Here is an 18,728-nt window from a genome sequence, read left to right as displayed (position 1 = left end):
TCCCCGCTCACGACAGATGCGCTGGAGACAGGCGCGACACCACCACGCTGTCGGAGCGCGAGGCCTGCGGCCGCCGGCGGGTCAGCGCCAGCACGAAGCCCATCGAGATCGCCATCGCCAGCAGCGACGAGCCGCCATAGGAGATGAACGGCAGGGTCATGCCCTTGGCCGGCATCAGGTTGAGGTTCACCGCCATGTTGATGCCCGCCTGGATGCCGAACAGCACGATCAGCCCGGCCGTCGCCAGACGCCCGAACGGATCGCTGTCCTGCGCCGCGTGGCGCAGGCCGCGCAGCACCACGAAGGCGAAGACCAGCAGCAAGAGCAGGCAGACGACGATGCCGAATTCCTCGGCTGCCACCGCGAAGATGAAGTCGGTATGGCTTTCCGGCAGGATCCGCTTGATCGTGCCCTCGCCCGGCCCCCGGCCGAACCACGAGCCCGACACGAAGGCCTCGATGGCGCGGTCGATATTGTAGGTGTCGCCGGCGCCCGGATCGAGGAAGCGGTCGACGCGGCTCTGCACGTGCGGCAGCATCATATAGGCGGAGACGAGACCGCCGAGGCCGAGCACGCCGAGCGGCACGATGGCGAGCCACGACAACCCGTTCAGGAAGATCAGCGCCGCGAAGACCAGCGCGATCAGCATGGTCTGGCCGAAGTCCGGCTGCGCGACCAGCAGCGCCGCCGACATCACGAAGAGCAGCGTCGACAGCAGCGTGCCGGGCACTTCCGGCCGCCGCCCGCCCTCCGCCATCAGGAAGGCGGCCAGCACGATCAGCGCCGGCTTCAGGAACTCCGAGGGCTGGATCGAGAAGCCGAGCATGTTGATCCAGCGCCGCGCGCCCTTGGCCTCCATGCCGATGAACAGCGTCGCCACCATCAGCACCATGGAGAGGATGAACAGCAGCAGCGCGGCGCGGCGCACATAGCGCGGGCTCAGCGCCGAGATCGCCAGCATCAGGGCCAGCGCCGGCACCAGGAAGAAGGCCTGCCGCTTGATGAAGTGATAGCTGTCGATGCCGAGCCGCTCGGCGACCGCCGGGCTCGCCGCGAAGGACAGCACGATGCCGCCGATCATCAGCACGATGAACCCGGCGACCAGCAGGCGGTCGACGGTCCAAAGCCATTCGGCGAAGGGGCTTCGATCGGCACGGCTGACCATCACGCGATCTCCTGTCCGGTCTGTTGCGGGACGATCCCGCGGACGACCTCGGCAAATGCCCGTCCCCGGGCCTCGAAATTGGGAAACTGGTCGAAGGAGGCGCAGGCCGGCGACAGCAGCACCACCGGCTCGTCCGCCCCGTCGCGTGCCGCATCGCGCGCCGCCGCGGCAACCGCCGCCGCCAGCGTGCCGGACATCTCCGTCTCGACATGGCCGGCCAGCGTCGCGGCAAAGTCCTGCGCCGCCTCGCCGATCAGATAGGCCTTGGCGATCCGGTCGAACCACGGCCGCAGGCTGTCGATGCCCCCCGTCTTGGCCCGCCCGCCGGCGATCCAGTAGATCCGCCCATAGCTCGCCAGCGCCCGCTCGGCCGCATCGGCATTGGTCGCCTTGCTGTCGTTGACGAACAGCACCCGCCCGGCGCGCGCCACCATCTCCATGCGATGGGCAAGGCCGGGAAAGCTGGCGAGCCCCGCGCGGATCTCATCCGCGGGCAGCCCCAGCGCCCGGCAGGCGGCGATGGCCGCGCAGGCATTCTGCGCATTGTGCGCGCCGCGCAGCGACAGGATCGGCGCCAGATCGACAAACACGCTCTGCGCGCCGCCCTCGTCCAGCCATAGCACGCTGCCCTCCGCGTGGACGCCGTCCGCCACCGGATGGCGGGCGCTGATCCGCCGCACGGGCGTGCCGGCGCGCGCCGCCCGCTCGGCGACCGCCACGCTGTGCTGATCGTCGATCCCGACCACGGCGAGCCGGCTCCCGGCGATCAGCCGTTCCTTGACGCTGGCGTAGTGCTCCAGCGTGCCGTGCCGGTCGAGATGGTCCGGCGTGATGTTGAGCAGGATGCCGACCGACGGGTCGAGCGAGGGCGCAAGGTCGATCTGGTAGGACGAGCACTCGATGACATGGATGCGCGCGGGCGAGGGCGCCGCCAGCTCCAGGATCGGCACGCCGATATTGCCGCCCATCTGGGCATCGCGCCCGGCCGAGGTCAGGATATGGGCGATCAGCGCCGTCGTCGTCGACTTGCCGTTGGTGCCGGTGATGGCGACCAGCGGCGCGTCCGGAGCGGTCCGCCGCCGCTCGCGCAGGAACAGCTCCACATCGCCGATCACCTCGACGCCATGGCCGCGGGCAAGCTCCACGCTCCAGTGCGGGCGCGGATGGGTCAGGGGCACGCCCGGCGCCAGCACCAAGGCGGCGATCCGCGACCAGTCCTCCTGGCGCAGGTCCGCAACGGTGAGCCCCGCCTTGCGCGCAGCCTCGCGCCCGGCCTCGCCGTCGTCGAAGCACACGGGCACCGCGCCGCCGGCGGCAAGTGCGCGCGCCGTCGCCAGTCCGGATCCGCCGAGACCGAAGACCGCAACACGGCTGCCCTTGAACCCGCTGACCGCGATCATCGCCTCACCTCAGCTTCAGCGTCGCGAGGCCGACCAGGGCGAGAACCACGGCGATGATCCAGAAGCGGATCACCACCTGGCTTTCGGTCCAGCCGAGATGCTCGAAATGATGGTGGATCGGCGCCATCTTGAAGACGCGCTTGCCGGTGAGCTTGAACGAGGCGACCTGCACGATCACCGAAACCGCTTCCAGCACGAACAACCCGCCGATGATCGCCAGCACGATCTCGTGCTTGGTCGCCACCGCGATGGCGCCGATCATGCCGCCGAGCGCCAGCGAGCCGGTGTCGCCCATGAAGATCGCCGCCGGCGGGGCGTTGAACCACAGGAAGCCGAGACCCGCGCCGATCACCGCGCCGCACAGCACCGCCAGTTCGCCGGTGCCGGGAACGTGGTGGATCTGCAGATATTCGGCGAAGACCGCGTTGCCCGACAGATAGGCGATCAGGCCGAACGAGGCCGAGGCGATCATCACCGGCACGATGGCGAGACCGTCGAGACCGTCGGTCAGGTTCACCGCATTGCCCGCCCCGACCATCACGAAGGCGGCGAAGGGAACGAAGAACAGGCCGAGGTTGAACGCCAGGTCCTTGAAGAAGGGAAAGCCGATCGAGGTGCCGTGCGCGCCGACTTCCAGCAGCGTCACGCACCAGGCGGCGAAGCCCGCGATCACGAATTCCAGCCCCAGCCGGCTGCGGCCGCTGAAGCCCTTGTCCGTCGCCTTGGTGACCTTGAGATAATCGTCGTAGAAGCCGATGGCGCCGAAGCCGACCGTCACGCCGAGCACGATCCAGGTATAGGGATTGGCGAGGTTCGCCCACAGCAGCGTCGCGACGATCATCCCCGACAGGATCATCAGGCCGCCCATCGTCGGCGTGCCCTTCTTGGTCAGCAGATGGCTCTGCGGCCCGTCCGCGCGGATCGGCTGGCCGTGTCCCTGGCGCAGGCGCAGCGAGGAAATGATCATCGGCCCGAACAGGAAGATGAACAGCAGCGCCGTCATGATGGCACCGCCGGTGCGGAACGTGATGTAGCGGAACACGTTCAGCGCCGAGAACTGGTCGGAAAACGCGACGAGGAAATAAAGCATCGATACAGCGTTCCTATTCGGCCCCGTCGTCCTCGACGGGGAATTCGCGTTTCAGGGCCTCGACGAGCGGCCCCATCCGGGTGCCCAGCGATCCCTTGATCATGATGACGTCGCCCGGACGGATATCCTCGACGATCAGCGGCTTCAGGCCCGCCGCCTCCTCGGAATAGGCGCCGCGCTGGTGCTTCGGCAGCACGTCCCACAGGGCATGCATGCGCGGCCCTGCGCAGTAGACGAGATCCGCGCCGGATTCGGCAACCGCCGCGCTCAAGGCCGCATGCAGCCGCAACTCGGCCTCGCCGAGCTCCAGCATGTCGCCGATCACGGCGATCCTGCGGCCGTTGCGCTCGATCGGGGTTTCCTTCAGGAGGTGCAGCGCCGCGCGCATCGAGGCCGGATTGGCGTTGTAGCTCTCGTCGATCAGCGTCGCGCGGCCGCTCGGCAGTCGCAGCAATGCCTGCTGGCCCCGCCCTTTCGGCGCGCGGAAGGCGGCGAGCGCCATGCCGGCCCGGGCGAGATCGCCGCCCAGTTCCGCCACCGCGCCCAGCACGGCGAGGCTGTTGGTGACCAGATGCGTGCCCGGCGCGCCGACCTTGTAGGTGATCTGCTGGTCGAAGACATGGCCGGAAATCGAGGTGCAGCCGGTCTGCGCCGAGATCCGCTCGGCCTGAACATGGGCGGGCCCGAGCCGGCCGAAGGTGGCGATGCGGCGCACCCCGGCCGCCTTGGCCAGATAGGTCAGGAGGTCGAACTGGTCGTTGTCGCGATTGAGCAGCGCCAGCCCGCCCGGCTCCAGGCCGAGGAAGATCTCGCCCTTGGCCTGGGCGATGCGCTCGACCGAGCCGAAGAACTCCAGGTGCACCTTCTCCACCGTGGTGATCACCGCCACATGCGGGCGCACCATCTGCACCAGGGGCGTGATCTCGCCCGGGTGGTTCATGCCGATCTCGAAGACGCCGAACTCGGTGTCCGCCGGCATCCGCGCCAGGGTCAGCGGCACGCCCCAGTGATTGTTGAAGGAGGCGACCGGCGCATGGGTGCGGCCCGATGCGTCGAGCGCCAGTTTCAGCATGTCCTTGGTGCTGGTCTTGCCGACCGAGCCGGTCACCGCGACGATGCGGGCGCGGCTGCGCGCCCGCGCGGCCCGGCCGAGGTCGCGCAGCGCCTCCAGCGGGTCCTCGACGACGAGATAGCGCCCCTGCGGCGGCAGCGAGCCGACCCGTTCGCGCGCGACGATGGCAAGGGCGGCGCCCGCCTCGCAGGCCTTGGCCGCGAAGTCGTGCCCGTCGAACCGCTCGCCGGCGATCGCCACGAAGGCCTCGCCGGGCGCGATGCTGCGGCTGTCGATGGAAACGCCGGTGATATGGGGGATGCCCGTGCCGCGCAGCTCGCCGCCGGTCGCCGCGACCATCTCTTCCAGATACCACAGCGGCCGGTCGGGCTCGGCCTCCACCGGCTCGCGGTCCACCGGCATCGGCTTGACCGTCTGCGCGGCCGGCGCGGTGAACACCGGCACGGCCGGCGCGACAAAGGCCGGATGGACCGCCACCGCGCGCGCGGGAACGGGCACAGGCTCAGGCTCAGGCTCAGGCTCGGGCTCTGCCTCAAGCGCGGCCCCAGCCTCTTCTGCCTCCGCCGGGAGGTCCGGCTCGCTGGCGGCGGCCTCTTCGACCTCGTCCGGCGCCGCCGGCTCGGCGGCCAAGGCATCCGGGAGATCGTGCGGGGGCCACCAGTCGGAGGATGGTTCGTCCTCGATCTCGTCTTCGGCCTCTCCCGCGAAGTCGAGGTCCGCCTCGCTCTCGTCCGGCGCCGCGGCGAACGGCTCGTCCTCGGCCAGGTCGTCTTCTGTCAGGTCGGCCTCGGCGAGGTCCGCCTCGGTCAAGTCGTCTTCGGCGAGGTTGTCTTCTGTCAGATCCGGTTCTGCCGGCTCTTCCTCCGCTGGCTCCCCGTCCTGCAGCTCCCCCTCCGCGTCCAGCGTAGTCTCGCCGTCGCCGGCCTCCGCCGGTTCGCCCAGCAGATCCTCCTCGGACAGCAGGAACTCCGGAAAATCCGGCTCTCCCGGCGCCGCATCGGCCAGGTCATCGTTGTGTCGCGCCAGCAGTTCCTTCGCCAGCAGGTCCGCCATCGACAGGGCGCCGGGCGCGGCGGCATCCTCGTCGGCCATCTCATGGACGTCGGCCTCATGAGCCTCGGCCTCATGGCCCTCATTCTCATCGAACAGGTCGTCGAGCGCCTCGTCCTCGGACGGGCGCTCCGCCGCATCCGTGTCCGCCTCGAAGCGCTGGCTCAGCACCTGCTCCAGCGCGTCGTCGAGATCGAAGTCCCCGCCAGTGTCTGCGCCAGTGTCCCCGCCCGTGTCTGCATCCGCCTCGATGTCCGCATCGGTGTCGAGATCGAGATCCAGGTCGAGCCCGAAGTCGATGGCCCCGTCCTCGGCCGCCTCGAACAGCGCGCTTTCGGCCACCGCCGCAATCGCCGCGCGGGCGACCTCGTGATCGGAGAAGGGCAGCACCTCGTTGCCGACGATCTGGCCCGGCTCGTGCCCCTTGCCGGCGATGCACAGCACGTCGCCCGGCTGCAGCATGCCGATGGCCGCTTCGATGGCGTCGCGCCGGTCGCCGATCTCGATCGCCGCCGGCGCCCCGTCCAGCACCTCGGCGCGGATCTTTGCCGGGTCCTCGCTGCGCGGGTTGTCGTCGGTGACGATGACGATGTCGGCCTGCCGGCTGGCGGCCTGTCCCATCAACGGCCGCTTGCCCGGATCGCGGTCGCCGCCGGCGCCGAAGACGACGATCAGCCGTCCTTGGGTAAAGGGGCGCAGCGCCGCCAGCGCCGTGTCGAGCGCATCCGGCTTGTGCGCGTAATCGACAAAGACCAGCGCGCCGTCGTCGGTCTCCCCGACCAGTTCCAGCCGGCCCGGCGCGCCCTCCAGGCTTTCCAGCGCCGCCAGCGCCACATCGGTGGCGATCCCGCAGCAGATGGCGAGCCCGGCGGCGATCAGCGCGTTCGACACCTGGAAGCGGCCGGCCAGCGGCAGGCGCACCTCGAACGGCCCGTCCGCCGTCTCCAGCGACAGGATCTGGGTAAAGCCCTCGTGGCGGATGTCGAGAAGCTTCAGGTCCTCGCCGCCCTCGCCGACGGTGAAGACCGGGTGGCCGCGCTCGCGCGCCACCGCCAGCACCCGCCCCGCATAGGGCGCCGCCGGCTCCAGCACCACCGGCCGGTCGGCGTCGAGCAGCGTTTCGAACAGCCGCAGCTTGGCGGCGAGATAGTCCTCGACATCGGCGTGGTAGTCGAGATGGTCGCGCCCCAGATTGGTGAAGGCCGCCGCCGCAAGACGCAAGCCGTCGAGCCGCCGCTGGTCGAGCCCGTGGCTGGACGCCTCCAGCGCCGCATGGGTGATGCCGTCGCCGGCGAGCTGCGCCAGCGTCTGGTGCAGCGTCACCGGGTCCGGCGTCGTCAGGCTGCCATACTCGGCGCCCCGGCTCGTCACCGTGCCGATGGTGCCAAGGCTCGCCGCCTCGAAACCGGCATGGGCGAAGATCTGGCGGGCGAAGACGGCGACGGAGGTCTTGCCGCTGGTGCCGGTCACCGCCACCAGCGCCTCCGGCTGGCCGTCGTGGAAGCGCGCGGCCATCAGCGCCAGGTCCCGGCGCGGATCGTCGCTGACGAGGACGGGGCAGCCGCCCGCATCCGGGCCGAGCGCCGCAAGCGGCGTGTCGCTGCCGACCAGCAGGGCGCTGGCGCCGGCCTGGCGCGCCGCCGCGATGAAGCGCGTGCCGTCCGCCTTCGCGCCCTTCAGCGCCGCGAACATATATCCCGTGGAAACCGTTCGGCTGTCCGCTGACAATCCGGCGATCTCGGTTTCGAACTCGGGCGCGGTGAGCGCCTGTTCGCCGGTGAGGTCCTTCAGCAGCATATCCTGCGCCAATATCCGTTGTGCGTCGTCATGGGAACCTCAAGGCGGCTTTGGTGCGACCCCGCCGCCAGGCGATCCGGTCAGTAGGAAATCGATACGGTCTCCGTCTTGTCTCCGAACTTCGGCAACACTCCCAGCATCGGGGCGACCCGCCGGATGATGGCCGAGGTGACAGGGGCGGTGTTGAGGCCCGCAGTGGCGGCGACGCCCTCGCGCTCCGGCTTGGGCTCGTCCAGCACGACGAGGACCACGTAACGCGGGTTGTCCATCGGGAAGGCAGAAAGGAAAGAATTGCGGCGCTTGTTGGATACGTAGCGGCCGTTTTCGATCTTTTCCGCCGTTCCGGTCTTGCCGCCGACCACATAGCCGGGCACTTCGGCGCGGCGGCCGGAGCCGTTCAGCACGTTGAGGCGGAACAGGTAGCGCATGATCTCGCTGGTCCTCGGCGAGATTACCTGCTTGGCAAGCTTCTCCGCCTCCTCGCGCGAGCGCGGTTGGAAGGTCGGCGGGATCAGCCGGCCGCCATTGACCAGCGCAGCGGTCGCCACCGCCGTCTGCAGCGGCGTCACCGAAATGCCGTGGCCGAAGGAGATGGTGATCGCCGCCAGCTCGTTCCAGCGCGGCGGCAACAGCGGCGTCGCCACTTCCGGCAGGTCGGTCTGCAGCCGGCTGGTCAGCCCGATGCGCTCCAGGAATTCCTTCTGCCGGTCGATGCCGGCCGCCAGCATCATCTTGGCGGTGGCGATGTTGGAGGAGTAGATATAGGTCTCGGCGACCGACAGGATCCGCCCCTTGCCGTGGAAGTCGTTAATCGTCCGCCCGCCGACCCGCAGCGGCCGCGAGGCGTCGAAACTGTCGTTCATCGTCACCCGGCCGCTGTCCAGCGCCATGGCGACGGTGAAGCCCTTGAACACCGAGCCCATCTCATAGACGCCGCCGGAGGCGCGGTTCATGCGATCCTTCTCCAGCGCCTGGGCGCGGTCGTTGGGATCGAAGTCCGGCAGCGACGACATGGCGACGACCTCGCCGGTCTCCGCGTCGAGAATGATGCCGACGCCGGCGATCGCCCGGTAGCGCTCCATCGCCTTCACCAGCTCGTCGCGCACCACATGCTGCACCCGCAGGTCGACCGACAGCCTCACCGGCTCCATCGGCCGCCCCCTGGCGAAGCCGAGCTCGCGCAGGTCGCCGAGCCAGGCCCGGTCGACGGCCAGTTCCATGCCGGAAATGCCCTGGTTGTCGACATTGACCGAGCCGACGATATGGCCGGCCGTCGGCCCGCCCGGATAAAAGCGGCTGTTCTCCTCCAGGAAGCTGATGCCCGGGATGCCGAGATCGTGGATCTGCTGGCGCTGGCGCGGGGTCAGTTCGCGCTTCAGCCAGATGAAGCCGGCCTTGCTGGCCAGCCTCCGGCGCACCGAGTCGGTGCCCAGCTCCGGCAGCACGCTGGCGATGCCTTCCAGCGCCTCGTCGACGTCGAGGATCTTGCGCGGCTCGGCGAACAGCGAGGCGGTCTTGATGTCGGTCGCCAGGATCTCGCCGTTGCGGTCCAGGAGGTCGGGGCGGGAGGCGGCGACGCTGTCCTGCGCCGACAGATAGGAGGCCGACTTCGCCTCCTCGCTCAGCCCCAGCATCACCAGCCGGCCGCCGATCGCCAGATAGGCCAGTGCGAACACCGCCATCGCCATGTGCACGCGGGCGCGCACCGCCCGCGTCGAGGGGCCGCGCGGCACGTGCCGTTCGCCGACGCTGCGGCGCTGCAGGAAGGAGACGGGCTGATCGCTGATCGCCATCCTCGCCCCCTAGCGAACCGTTGGTGACGTGCCGGCATAGCCGCCAAGCGTCACGTTGCTGTTGATCGGCTCGAGCTGCACCGGCCTCACCGGCACGTCCTCGATCCGGGTGATCTGCTCCACCGAGAGCGGCTGCAATTGCAGATGCTCGTTGTAGCGCTCGACCAGGCGCTGCAGGCGGCTCGGGTCGTTGAGCAGGCTCCATTCGGCGCGCAGCAGTTGAAGCTGCGAGCGCTCCTCCTGGATCTGCCGCTGCAGGGCGGCGACATGCTCGGCGGAGCGCTCCGCGTCATGCTTCATCTCGTAGACGACCGCGGCGGCGGCCAGGACGCCGATGGCGAGGATGACGTTGGTATAGCGGCTCATGGGCTTACTCCTCCCCGACCGGCGCGGCGACCGACGGGGCGCCGAGGTCGCGGGGGTCGACTTCGCGTGCGGGGGCATCGAGGCGGCGGGCGGCGCGCAGCTTGGCCGAGCGCGCGCGCGGGTTGGCGGCAGTCTCGGCCTCGCCCGGCTCCACCGCGCCGCGATGGATCGGCTCGAACGTCGCCGGCGGCACATCCAGGTCCGGCATGTGGCGGGACCCGCCGGCGCGGGTGCGGCTGCGCTCGGCGATGAATTTCTTGACGATCCGGTCTTCCAGGCTGTGGAAGGTGACGACGACGAGCCGCCCGCCCGGCTTCAGCGCCCGCTCGGCCGCGGCCAGCGCATCGACGACTTCGCCGAGTTCCCGGTTCACATAGATGCGCAGCGCCTGGAAGGTCCGCGTCGCCGGATGGATCTGCTTGCCCTTGAACGAGCGCCCGACCACCTTCTCGACCACGGCGGCAAGGTCCGCCGTGCGCTCGAAGGGGCGCTCCTGGCGCCGCTCGGCGATGGCGCGCGAGACGGCGGAGGCACGCCGCTCCTCGCCCAGGATGCCGATGAGGCGGGTCAGATCGCGCTGCGGCAGGGTGTTGACGACATCCGCTGCCGACAGCCCGCGCGCTTCCATGCGCATGTCCAGCGGCCCGTCATGGCGGAAGGAGAAGCCCCGCTCCGCCTCGTCGAGCTGCATCGAGGAGACGCCGAGATCCAGCACCACCGCATCAACCTGCGGGTACCCGGCCCCGGCCGCATGGGCATCGAGCGCGGAAAACCGGCCCTCGACCAGGGTCAGCCGGCCGCCACTCCGGGCGACCAGCGCCTGCCCGCCGGAGATCGCAGTGGGATCGCGGTCGATGGCGATCACCCGCGCGCCCGCGTCGAGCAGCGCCGAACTATAGCCGCCGGCGCCGAAGGTGCCGTCGACGACGGTGGCGCCCGACACGTCGCCGAGCGCCTCCAGCACCTCGCTCAGGAGAACCGGGACATGGCGGGGCGCCGCCTCGTCCTTGCGCTGTGCCATCATTGGCCGCCCCCCGAGCCTGAGCCCGCGCGGGCCGAGGACAGCACCGACATGGCGCGCTTCTGGGCGTCGGCGCGATGGGCGCGGAAGCGCTCCGGCTCCCAGAGTTGGAACTTGTAGCCCTGGCCGACAAAGGTGATCTGGTCCGTCACCCCGGCATGTTCGCGGATCATGTCGGAGAGCATCACCCGGCCGTCGGCGTCGATCTTCAGGGTTTCGCTGGCGCCGAACAGCGCCGTCGACAGGGCGTCGTGGTCCTCGGTCAGCGTGTCGAGCCCATCCAGCCGCTTCTGGATTTCCGCGACGAGCTGGTGCCCGCCCGCGTCCACGGCCATCTGATGCAGGGAGGGAAAGCAGTAGAGGCCTTCGAAGCCGTCGCGGGAGAGGGTCTGGCGAAAGGGAGCCGGAACGGAAACCCGCCCCTTGGCGTCGAGTCGATTTGTGTAGTGCGACACGAAGCCGGACATCGATTCTCTCGCCCCATCGCCGGATGCGCCGCACCCGGCCCCTACCAAACTCCCGATCCCTGGAAACGCCGATGCGTAACGCAACGTCGGCGGCCCGACCGCATGTCGGCCCGCACTGTCGAATTGTGAGCCGCTTGAGCCCCGTTGCAGCCTCTCGAAACGGGATGATTTGGGATATCATGGGATCCTATGGGTGGTCAATGGAATCCGATGGTTTCCGCCCCCTCCCCGCCATTGCACAAAAACCCCGTGCGACAGTTATCCACCGTTAAGCTTAATTTTGGGTTGCCAACGGCTCGCATCCTGCAAGCCAGCGGATTCGCGGTCTTTCGCGCCGCTCTCCCCCGCCGCGCGCGGCGGATAGCGCGACTTGCCCACAGGCGGACCTGTCCTTCGCGCCGGCCGCCCCCGCCGGTCTGCTCTTCGCGCAGGTCCCGTCGTTCCGCTCGCACCATCCTCTCCCGCGTCTGCAGGCGTACGGCCGGACGCCGTGGAGACTGCGGCCGCCTCATCACCGCTCTGGCAGCCAATGGCCCCCGGGTCGCGCTCACGCTTGCCCGGGGCGACCTCGGTGGGGGAGGCAAGACAGTGCCAGTTTCTCAGGCCGTCATCCCGGCCGCAGGCGAAGCCGGAGAGCCGGGAACCATTGGCAACCCCGGCAGGCATGAGGCGTGACGGCCTCTACCCGCGCCCTCCCGCACGCTGCGCCGCCCTCTCCTTTCGTCATCCCGCACGCAGCGAAGCGGAGATGCGGGACCGGGGAGCCAAGGGCCTGTCGGAAACGCTTTGAGCGTCCCTCAAGCGACCTCGCTTCCCCGAGTCCCGGCGCGCGCACCGTGCCGGAGCACCCGCCGGCATCGCCGTATTCATCGTCAGAAAGGAAAAGTGTCAGCCGGCCTGTAAGCCGGGTTCTGTATGGCGCGGCATTGCTGCCGCACGTGACGGCCATTCATCTGGGACGCCCGTTGCCGGGCGCCTCGCGCAACCAACCCGGGCGGCTGGCCTGGAAAGGGCCGGACCCCTTGCGAGGTCCGCGCCGCCCCTATTCGGTTTTGCTCCCGGTGGGGTTTACCGTGCCGCTTCCGTTGCCGGTCGCGCGGTGGGCTCTTACCCCACCCTTTCACCCTTACCGCGGCCGCAGCCGCGGCGGTTTGCTTTCTGTGGCACTTTCCCTGGGGTCGCCCCCGCCGGGCGTTACCCGGCACCGTTTTTCCGTGGAGCCCGGACTTTCCTCCCCCGCGGCGTTTCCGCGCTTGCGGGAGCGGCCGTCCAGCCGGCTGACGCGCGACTGGTAGGCGTCGCGGGCGCCGCGGTCAAGCGTGACGCTTCACGGGGCCGGCGATCGCGCCCGCCACTGCTCCCGCCACCGCTTCGGCGCAGGCCTGCGCCTCGCCCTCCTGCGCCCCGGCAAAGCCGATGACGAGGCCGCAGGGGCGGCAATCGATGCCATAGGGCGACAGCGCCGCGACGCTGAAGCCGGCCGCGTTGACCTGTGCCGCCACCGCAAGATCGTCGACCGCAGCGGTAAACCTCAGCGCCAGTTGCACCCCGCCGACCGGGTCCGGCACGTCCGCCGCATCTCCGAGCCGCTGCCGCAGGGCGGACGCAAGATCCCGCCCCCGCGCCTCGCAGGTCTGCTGCACCCGCCGCAGATGCGCCCGGTAGCGGCCCGAAGCGATGAACTCGGCGAGCGCTGCCTGCGTCGTCACATTGGCGAGCATTCCCGACACCCGCTGCGCCACCGCCAGCGGGGCGGCGAGATGCTCCGGCACCACCATATAGGCGACCCTGAGGCCCGGCAGCATGCTCTTGGAGAAGGTGCCGAGATAGATCACCTCTCCTTCCGCCCCGAGCCCCTGCATCGCCGCGAGCGGCCGGCCGGAGAACAGGAACTCGCTGTCGTAGTCGTCCTCCAGCACCACCCCGCCGCAGGCCCGGGCCGCCTCCAGCACCATCGCGCGGCGCGCCAGCGACATGCGGGTGCCGAAGGGATACTGATGCGAGGGGGTGACGTAGATCAGCCGCGGCGGCCGCCGGTCGGCGACCCGGCGCGGATCGGCGCCCTCCGCATCGACCGGCATCGGCACGATGTCGAGCCCGGCGGCGGTGAAGGCCGCGCGCGCGCCGAGATAGCCGGGGTCCTCCAGCCAGGCCGCCTCGCCGGGATCGGCAAGGCTGTTCGCCAGCAGGGTGAGGCTCGCCTGGGTCGACGGGGTGACGAGGATGCGCTCGGGCGTCGCCCGGACGCCGCGCTCGGCCGTCAGATAGGCGGCAAGCTCGCGCCGCAGTTCGGGCAGGCCCCGCGTCTCGCCATAGCTCAGCACGTCGCCGCGCAGGCGCCGGGTGACGCGGCGCAGTGTCCGCGCCCAGTCGTCGGCCGGAAAGCGGTCGAGGCTCGGCGTGCCCGGTTCCAGCTTGCCGCCGCGCCGCCGCTCGGTTCGCGACCAGGGATCGCTGCTCATCGCCCGTCCGCGCGCCGACAGGGCGACTGCCCGCGCGGCGATCGCCGGCGCCTCGCCCTCGCTCAGCGTGCCGGCGGCGGCGGAAACCTTCGGCACCGAACCGCCGCGCACCGTGACGATGCCTTCGGCCACCAGCAGTTCATAGGCCGCATTGACCGAATTGCGCGAGATGCCGAGCGCTGCCGCCAGCGCCCGGCTGGACGGCAGCCGCGCCCCCGCCGCCAGACGCCCGGCACCGATGGCCTCGCGCAGGGCGCGATAGACCTGCTCGGGCAAGGGCACGGCGGAGGAGCGGTCGATGGAGATGAGGCCGGCAAGCATGACTGGATCCTCGGAAATTCGGAAACCCGATATTCGGAAGAACCAGTTGATGCCACATTCCCCGCAGCAAAGCAAAGCGCCACGACGGGCTCGGCCGCGAAAGCCTCAGCCCCGCGCGAGGAGCTGCTTGACCTTGCTGCAATAGCGGCGGCTCACCGGGTTCATGCGCTTGGCGAAGTGGCCGGCATTGTAGCGCAGGATCGTGCCGCAGACGTCGCCACCGGCGAGCTGATGGGCGCCCGCCAGATACTTCATGCCGTAGGTGATGTTGGTCTTGGGATCGTAGAGCGCCTTGGCGCTGCCGCGAAAGCCGACGCCGCGCGCCGTTTGCGGCTTGATCTGCATCAGGCCGATCTCGCCGGCCCGCCCGCGAGCGCTCGGGTTGTAGTTGCTTTCGACCCGCACCACCGCATGGGCAAGGTCGACAGGCACGCCGTGCTTGCGCGCCTCCGCGGCGATCATTGCCTGATAGGTCGCGGTGCGCCCACCCGGTTCCAGGATCTTCGGATCGACCGTCGTGGTGGAGACAGCCGCCGTCTGGCAGGCTCCTGCGGAAAGCGCCAGAAGAAGCGCGCCCATGAGACGCGGCGCCGTGAAGTTGATCATATGTGCCCGACCTTCGAACTGTTCGTCGTTGTTGAGAGGCGGGCTGTATGGCGGCGCGGTGGGACGGAAATCCGGCGCCTTCAATCACGAAATGTTACAAAAACGCCGATAAAATGCGGCTAAAACGTGCAGAAAATCTCGTCATTGACGAAAGCAAGGCCATCATCCCGGCAACTGTGGCCGGGAGATGGCGGTGATTTGCGGATGTTGCGATGCAGCAATCGGCGAGAGACGCAGCGTCAGGCCAACTCTGAATGAGCTTGGCTCATTCAGAGTTGGTCAAGCCCGTGCGGCGCATGAGCAATTTCAAGGCGTGATGCGTCAGCATCGAAAGCCTTGGTATCAGCCGAGATGTGGAACCTTTTGCAGCAGCCGGTGCAGCGTGGTGATGGTCGACATGTCGGCGATGCCGTCGACCCGTTCGCGCCGGTGGTGGCGCTGGAAGGCGGCGACCGCCGCCCGCGTGCGCGCGTCATAGACCCCGGTGATCGGCATCTCGAAGCCGTAGAGCGCCAGCATCGATTGCAGCGCCTCGACCGGCTGTCCGCTATCGCCCTGCTGGAAGAAGCGCCCGCCCGCCACCGGCTCCGGGTCGACCGACAACCCGACCCCTGCCAGCGCCAGCCTGTCCCAGGGGAACAGCTCGCCGGGGTCCTCCTTGCGGTCCGGCGCCACGTCCGAATGCGCCAGCACGTCCTGCGGCGCGATGGCGTGGCGGGCGCAGATGTCGCGGGCGAGGTCGATCACGGACTGCACCTGCGCCTCGGGGAACGGCCGGTAGCCGTTCTCATGGCCCGGATTGACGATCTCGATGCCGATCGAGCGCGAGTTGATGTCCCGCTCGCCCTTCCAGTAGGAGCGGCCCGCATGCCAGGCGCGCCGGCTCTCCGGCACCAGTTGCAGGATCGTCCCATCCTCGTCGACCACGTAATGGGCGGACACCTCGGCGCGCGGATCGCACAGCCGCTGCACGGCCTCCTCGCCGCTGGTCATGCCGGTATAGTGCAGCAGCAGCAGGCAGACCGACCCCTCGCGCTCGTTGTGGTTCGGCGACGGCCGCAGCCGCGCCGGCAGTCCGGTATCCGTCTTCACGCCCATCGGGGCCTTCCATTCCTTCTTGCCGGGCGCGTGCCGGTCACAGTCCCCGCTCCGCCGCGATCTTGCCATAGGCGACGTTCAGCGCCGCCAGCCGGTCGCTGGCGATGCGCACGAATTCCTCCGGCACGCCGCGCGCGATCAGCCGGTCCGGATGGGTTTCCGCGACCAGCCGGCGATAGTGTCGCTTGAGTTCCTCGTCCGTCGCCGCCCCGTCGATGCCCAGCACCTTGTAGGGATCGTCGCCGCCGCGCACATGGCGGGCGAGGATCTGGTTGAAGGCGCGCTCGTCGAGGCCGAAGATCTCGGCAATGCGCTCCAGGTAGGCGACTTCGTACTCGTGCACCACGCCGTCCGCCTTGGCGATGTGGAACAGCGCGTCGAGAATGTCGATGCGGATTTCGGGATCGTCCGGAAACAGCGCCGCCAGCCGCTCCGCATAGGTCTCGAAGCCGGCGACGTCCTGCTTGGCGAGGTTGAACAGCCGGGCGACGTTGCGCTCCTCGCCCGCCGGAATGTCGAAGACCTCGAGAAAGGCGATCTCCTCGTCGCCGGTCACCACCCCGTCCGCCTTGGCCATCTTGGCCGACAGGGCGATCATGGCGACGGTGAAGGCGACGGCCCGGTCGCCGCGCCCCTCGCCGACCGAGACGATGAACTGGACGATGCGGTCGACGATCTGCGCGCCGCCCGCGCCGATCGCCGCCGCCACCGCATTGATCGCGGACCAGATGGACATGTCGCGCGCGCCGCCTCAGACCGACCGGGTGATGCCGCCATCGACGCGCAGGTTCTGCCCCGTGATGTAGCCGGCCCCGTCCGACAGCAGGAAGGCGACGGTCGCCGCCACCTCCTCCACCGTGCCGTAGCGACCCATCGGGATGCGCGCGCGGCGATCCTCCTTCTCCGGCAGGCTGTCGATGAAGCCCGGCAGCACATTGTTCATGCGGATGCCCTCGCCCGCATAGCGGTCGCAATAGAGCTTGGTGAAGGCGGCCAGCCCGGCGCGGAACACGCCCGAGGTCGGAAACGCCGCCTCCGGCTCGAAGGCGGCATAGGTGGAGATGTTGACGATGGCCCCGCTGCCCTGCGCCTGGAACTGCGGCGTCACCAGCCGGCACATCCGCACCACGTTGAGCAGGTAATAGTCCATGCCCAGGTGCCAATCCTCGTCGCTGATCGCCAGCACCTCGCCCTTCGGCCCGTGGCCGGCGCTGTTGACCACCGCGTCGATCCGCCCGAACTGCGCCATCGCCGCCTCGACGAAGGCGGCAAGGTCCTTCGGCGCGAGGTTCGAGCCGGTATGGCCGAGCCCGCCCAGCTCCTCCGCCAGGGCCGCGCCCTTGCCGCTGGACGACAGGATGGCGACGCGCGCACCCTCGCCCGCCAGCTTGCGGGCGATCGCCGCGCCCATGCCGCTGCCTGCGGCGGTCAGAAGTACGACCCGATCCTTCATGCTCTCCCCGAACTGTTTGGCCCGACTCTTTCCCGCGTTCTAGCCCAGCGTTCTAGCACAGACGACCGGTCTCGCCACACGGGGCTGTCGCAGGCCGTCACGAGACCCGCCCCGGCGCGCCGGACGGGTGCCGGAGCGGAAAACGACCTCAGATCTCCGGCATCGGGCCGGTCATCGACGCGGCATCGACGATCCGGTCGAAGGTTGCCGCGTCGATATGGCCCAGCGCCAGCGCCGCCTCGCGCAGGGTCGTCCCCTCGTGATGGGCGTGATGGGCGATCGCCGCCGCCTTGTCATAGCCGATCTCCGGCGTCAGGGCGGTGACCAGCATCAGCGAGCGGTTCACCGTCTCGGCGAGCCGCGCCTCGTCCGCCTCCATGCCGGCCACGGCGAAGCGGGCGAAATGCTCCATGCCGTCGGCCAGCATCCGGCAGCTTTCCACCACATTGGCGCCCAGCATCGGCTTGTAGACATTCATCTCCAGCAGCCCGCCCGCTCCGGCGAAGCTGCTTGCGACGTCGAGGCCGATCACCTGCACGCTCAGCATGGCGAGCGCCTCGCACTGGGTCGGGTTGACCTTGCCCGGCATGATCGAGGAGCCCGGCTCGTTCTCCGGCAGCCGCAATTCGGCGAATCCCGCGCGCGGGCCGCAGGCGAGCAGGCGGATGTCGTTGGCGATCTTGTGCAGCGAGACCGCCAGCACCTTCAGCATGGCGGAGGCCGCCACCATCGCGTCATGGGCGCCCATCACGGTGAACTTGTTCGCCGCCGCCGCGAAGGGCAGCCCGCAGCGCGCCGCCAGTTCCCCCGCCACCTTGCGGTCGAAGCCCTCCGGCGCGTTCAGCCCGGTGCCGACGGCGGTGCCGCCGATCGCCAGCGTCATCAGCCCCTTCAGCGCGAAGGCCAGCCGCTCGTCATTGTCGTCGAGCATGCCGACATAACCGGCGAATTCCTGGCCGAGCGTCATCGGCACCGCGTCCTGCATGTGGGTGCGGCCGATCTTCACCAGCCCCTGCCAGGCATGGGCCTTCTCGGCCAGCGCGTCGCGCAGCACCTTCAGCGCCGGCCGCACCCGGTTGGCGATCATCAGCGCCGCCGCCACGTTGAGCGCGGTCGGCACCACGTCGTTGGACGACTGCGAGCGGTTGACGTGGTCGTTGGGATGCACCGGGTCCTTGGAGCCGATCCGCCCGCCGGCAAGCTCGATGGCCCGGTTGGCGATCACCTCGTTGACGTTCATGTTGGCCTGGGTGCCCGAGCCGGTCATCCACACATGCAAGGGGAACTCGCCGTCGTGCCGGCCGCCGGCCACTTCCTCGGCCGCCTGCACGATCAGGTCGGCGCGCGTCTGGTCGAGCACGCCGATCTGCGCATTGGCCAGCGCCGCCGCGCGCTTGATCTCGGCCAGCGCGTGGATGATCTCCAGCGGGAACGGCTCGCGGCCGATGGCGAAGTGGTGGCGGGCGCGCTCCGTCTGGGCGCCCCAGTAGCGCTCGGCGGGCACCTCCACCGCGCCCATGGAGTCGGTTTCGGTACGCCTGTTGTCTGCGGTCATGGTCTGCTCCGT

14 protein-coding genes, 1 other RNA gene and 1 pseudogene are annotated in these 18,728 nt (G+C 69.6%); all 16 read right to left on the bottom strand.

What is annotated here, in order from left to right; translation table 11 throughout:
* Window positions 1-7: 7 nt before the first annotated feature.
* The 16 genes and pseudogenes from TSB10P1A_RS07850 to TSB10P1A_RS07780 all read right to left on the bottom strand — a co-directional run bounded on the left by TSB10P1A_RS07850 (window position 8) and on the right by TSB10P1A_RS07780 (window position 18,716).
* A complete protein-coding gene (locus TSB10P1A_RS07850; RefSeq protein WP_186387341.1) occupies window positions 8-1,165 on the bottom strand; it encodes an FtsW/RodA/SpoVE family cell cycle protein in 1,158 nt (385 codons plus the stop codon).
* Window positions 1,165-2,565 (bottom strand): UDP-N-acetylmuramoyl-L-alanine--D-glutamate ligase, encoded by a 1,401-nt coding sequence (murD, locus tag TSB10P1A_RS07845; RefSeq protein ID WP_186387340.1) that lies wholly within the window; start codon window positions 2,563-2,565, stop codon window positions 1,165-1,167. The genes TSB10P1A_RS07850 and murD overlap by 1 nt, the downstream gene beginning before the upstream one ends.
* A 4-nt stretch (window positions 2,566-2,569) precedes the next feature.
* Window positions 2,570-3,655, bottom strand: a complete 1,086-nt coding sequence (gene mraY, locus TSB10P1A_RS07840) for a phospho-N-acetylmuramoyl-pentapeptide-transferase (protein ID WP_186387339.1) — start codon at window positions 3,653-3,655, stop codon at window positions 2,570-2,572.
* Between the two features lie 13 nt (window positions 3,656-3,668).
* Window positions 3,669-5,129 (bottom strand): UDP-N-acetylmuramoylalanyl-D-glutamyl-2,6-diaminopimelate--D-alanyl-D-alanine ligase, encoded by a 1,461-nt coding sequence (locus TSB10P1A_RS23695; protein WP_256376660.1) that lies wholly within the window; start codon window positions 5,127-5,129, stop codon window positions 3,669-3,671.
* Window positions 5,130-6,101: 972 nt separating this feature from the next.
* Window positions 6,102-7,574 (bottom strand): annotated as a pseudogene (locus TSB10P1A_RS23690) (UDP-N-acetylmuramoyl-L-alanyl-D-glutamate--2,6-diaminopimelate ligase); the annotation flags it as partial.
* 80 nt (window positions 7,575-7,654) lie between these two features.
* Window positions 7,655-9,367 (bottom strand): penicillin-binding protein 2, encoded by a 1,713-nt coding sequence (locus TSB10P1A_RS07830; RefSeq protein ID WP_186387337.1) that lies wholly within the window; start codon window positions 9,365-9,367, stop codon window positions 7,655-7,657.
* 9 nt (window positions 9,368-9,376) lie between these two features.
* Window positions 9,377-9,733 (bottom strand): hypothetical protein, encoded by a 357-nt coding sequence (locus tag TSB10P1A_RS07825; protein WP_186387336.1) that lies wholly within the window; start codon window positions 9,731-9,733, stop codon window positions 9,377-9,379.
* A gap of 4 nt (window positions 9,734-9,737) precedes the next feature.
* A complete protein-coding gene (gene rsmH, locus TSB10P1A_RS07820) occupies window positions 9,738-10,757 on the bottom strand; it encodes a 16S rRNA (cytosine(1402)-N(4))-methyltransferase RsmH (protein WP_186387335.1) in 1,020 nt (339 codons plus the stop codon).
* A complete protein-coding gene (mraZ, locus tag TSB10P1A_RS07815; RefSeq protein ID WP_186387334.1) occupies window positions 10,754-11,221 on the bottom strand; it encodes a division/cell wall cluster transcriptional repressor MraZ in 468 nt (155 codons plus the stop codon). The genes rsmH and mraZ overlap by 4 nt, the downstream gene beginning before the upstream one ends.
* Window positions 11,222-12,105: 884 nt before the next feature.
* Window positions 12,106-12,502: RNase P RNA component class A (gene rnpB, locus TSB10P1A_RS07810), an RNA gene on the bottom strand.
* 32 nt (window positions 12,503-12,534) lie between these two features.
* Complete coding sequence (locus TSB10P1A_RS07805) at window positions 12,535-14,004, bottom strand: PLP-dependent aminotransferase family protein (RefSeq protein ID WP_186387333.1); 1,470 nt, start codon at window positions 14,002-14,004, stop codon at window positions 12,535-12,537.
* Window positions 14,005-14,109: 105 nt separating this feature from the next.
* The gene (locus TSB10P1A_RS07800) at window positions 14,110-14,610 is read right to left on the bottom strand and encodes a lytic transglycosylase domain-containing protein (RefSeq protein ID WP_244293025.1); all 501 of its coding nucleotides are present in this window, start codon (window positions 14,608-14,610) and stop codon (window positions 14,110-14,112) included.
* Window positions 14,611-14,952: 342 nt separating this feature from the next.
* On the bottom strand, window positions 14,953-15,708 hold the full coding sequence (locus TSB10P1A_RS07795) for an N-acetylmuramoyl-L-alanine amidase (RefSeq protein WP_186387332.1): 756 nt from the start codon (window positions 15,706-15,708) through the stop codon (window positions 14,953-14,955).
* A gap of 37 nt (window positions 15,709-15,745) precedes the next feature.
* Window positions 15,746-16,444 carry a DnaJ family molecular chaperone gene (locus TSB10P1A_RS07790; protein ID WP_186387331.1) on the bottom strand — a complete coding sequence of 233 codons (699 nt, stop codon included), beginning with the start codon at window positions 16,442-16,444 and terminating at the stop codon, window positions 15,746-15,748.
* Window positions 16,445-16,459: 15 nt separating this feature from the next.
* Entirely contained in the window at window positions 16,460-17,161 is a 702-nt protein-coding gene (locus tag TSB10P1A_RS07785) for an SDR family oxidoreductase (protein ID WP_186387330.1), read from the bottom strand.
* Between the two features lie 148 nt (window positions 17,162-17,309).
* Window positions 17,310-18,716: a lyase family protein gene (locus TSB10P1A_RS07780; protein WP_186387329.1), complete on the bottom strand. Its 1,407-nt coding sequence runs from the start codon at window positions 18,714-18,716 to the stop codon at window positions 17,310-17,312.
* Window positions 18,717-18,728: the final 12 nt, after the last annotated feature.

The organism is Stappia sp. TSB10P1A, assembly GCF_900185725.1.
Classification (GTDB): domain Bacteria; phylum Pseudomonadota; class Alphaproteobacteria; order Rhizobiales; family Stappiaceae; genus Stappia.
The sequence above is the reverse complement of the archived record's forward strand: the minus strand, read 5'-3'. Positions and strand labels throughout refer to the sequence as shown.

Excerpts from the sequence above, each read along its gene's own strand:
- TSB10P1A_RS07850 (WP_186387341.1), bottom strand. The coding sequence starts at position 1,165 with ATGGTCAGCCGTGCCGATCGAAGCCCCTTCGCCGAATGGCTTTGGACC.
- murD (WP_186387340.1), bottom strand. The coding sequence starts at position 2,565 with ATGATCGCGGTCAGCGGGTTCAAGGGCAGCCGTGTTGCGGTCTTCGGT.
- mraY (WP_186387339.1), bottom strand. The coding sequence starts at position 3,655 with ATGCTTTATTTCCTCGTCGCGTTTTCCGACCAGTTCTCGGCGCTGAAC.
- TSB10P1A_RS23695 (WP_256376660.1), bottom strand. The coding sequence starts at position 5,129 with ATGCCGGTGGACCGCGAGCCGGTGGAGGCCGAGCCCGACCGGCCGCTG.
- TSB10P1A_RS07830 (WP_186387337.1), bottom strand. The coding sequence starts at position 9,367 with ATGGCGATCAGCGATCAGCCCGTCTCCTTCCTGCAGCGCCGCAGCGTC.
- TSB10P1A_RS07825 (WP_186387336.1), bottom strand. The coding sequence starts at position 9,733 with ATGAGCCGCTATACCAACGTCATCCTCGCCATCGGCGTCCTGGCCGCC.
- rsmH (WP_186387335.1), bottom strand. The coding sequence starts at position 10,757 with ATGATGGCACAGCGCAAGGACGAGGCGGCGCCCCGCCATGTCCCGGTT.
- mraZ (WP_186387334.1), bottom strand. The coding sequence starts at position 11,221 with ATGTCCGGCTTCGTGTCGCACTACACAAATCGACTCGACGCCAAGGGG.
- TSB10P1A_RS07805 (WP_186387333.1), bottom strand. The coding sequence starts at position 14,004 with ATGCTTGCCGGCCTCATCTCCATCGACCGCTCCTCCGCCGTGCCCTTG.
- TSB10P1A_RS07800 (WP_244293025.1), bottom strand. The coding sequence starts at position 14,610 with ATGATCAACTTCACGGCGCCGCGTCTCATGGGCGCGCTTCTTCTGGCG.
- TSB10P1A_RS07795 (WP_186387332.1), bottom strand. The coding sequence starts at position 15,708 with ATGGGCGTGAAGACGGATACCGGACTGCCGGCGCGGCTGCGGCCGTCG.
- TSB10P1A_RS07790 (WP_186387331.1), bottom strand. The coding sequence starts at position 16,444 with ATGTCCATCTGGTCCGCGATCAATGCGGTGGCGGCGGCGATCGGCGCG.
- TSB10P1A_RS07785 (WP_186387330.1), bottom strand. The coding sequence starts at position 17,161 with ATGAAGGATCGGGTCGTACTTCTGACCGCCGCAGGCAGCGGCATGGGC.
- TSB10P1A_RS07780 (WP_186387329.1), bottom strand. The coding sequence starts at position 18,716 with ATGACCGCAGACAACAGGCGTACCGAAACCGACTCCATGGGCGCGGTG.